1 protein-coding gene is annotated in these 521 nt (G+C 56.2%); it reads right to left on the reverse strand.

Annotated elements, in window-relative coordinates:
- A partial coding sequence (locus IRZ56_RS22935; RefSeq protein ID WP_328312118.1) for an immunoglobulin-like domain-containing protein occupies positions 1–521 on the reverse strand: 521 nt, incomplete at both ends.

The following is a 521-nucleotide window of genomic DNA, read 5'->3' on the forward strand; positions in this document are numbered from 1 at the left end:
TTTTGCCTGCCTGGATGACGACCTGCTGGTTATTGCTCAGCGTAACGGTCACATCGTGATCGAGCTTCTCGCTGATCCGGATGGTGAAGGTTGGCTGCTGATCTTCAGTCACGTCGCCTTTGCTGACGATGGTGACTTCGAATTTGTCGCCTTCATTGCCAGTGCCAGGAGTGCCGGAACCTGGCTCATCGGTGATCTTGGTCGAAACGGATTGGTCGTCGAGGGTCAGTTTCTCGAACTTGTCGCCGCCTTCTACCGATTCAAGCTTGTTGGTGATGGTCGGCTGACCGCCGGTGAATACATCATCCGGTGCTTTGACGGTAATGGAGCCGCTGGCGCTGCCAGCCGGAATAGTGACTTCGGTACCATCGGTCAGTTTGAACACCAGGCCGCCGTGACCAGTGACTGGCAATTTCTGGCCGTTGCTCAGCGTGACGGTGTAAGTAATTTCACCGCCTTCGGTGACGCTGGTCTTGTCGACGGAGAGGGTCGCGACGACTTCGCTCTCGGTGTCGGTAATC

This window comes from Pseudomonas guariconensis, assembly GCF_015680235.1.
GTDB classification, from domain to species: domain Bacteria; phylum Pseudomonadota; class Gammaproteobacteria; order Pseudomonadales; family Pseudomonadaceae; genus Aquipseudomonas; species Aquipseudomonas guariconensis_A.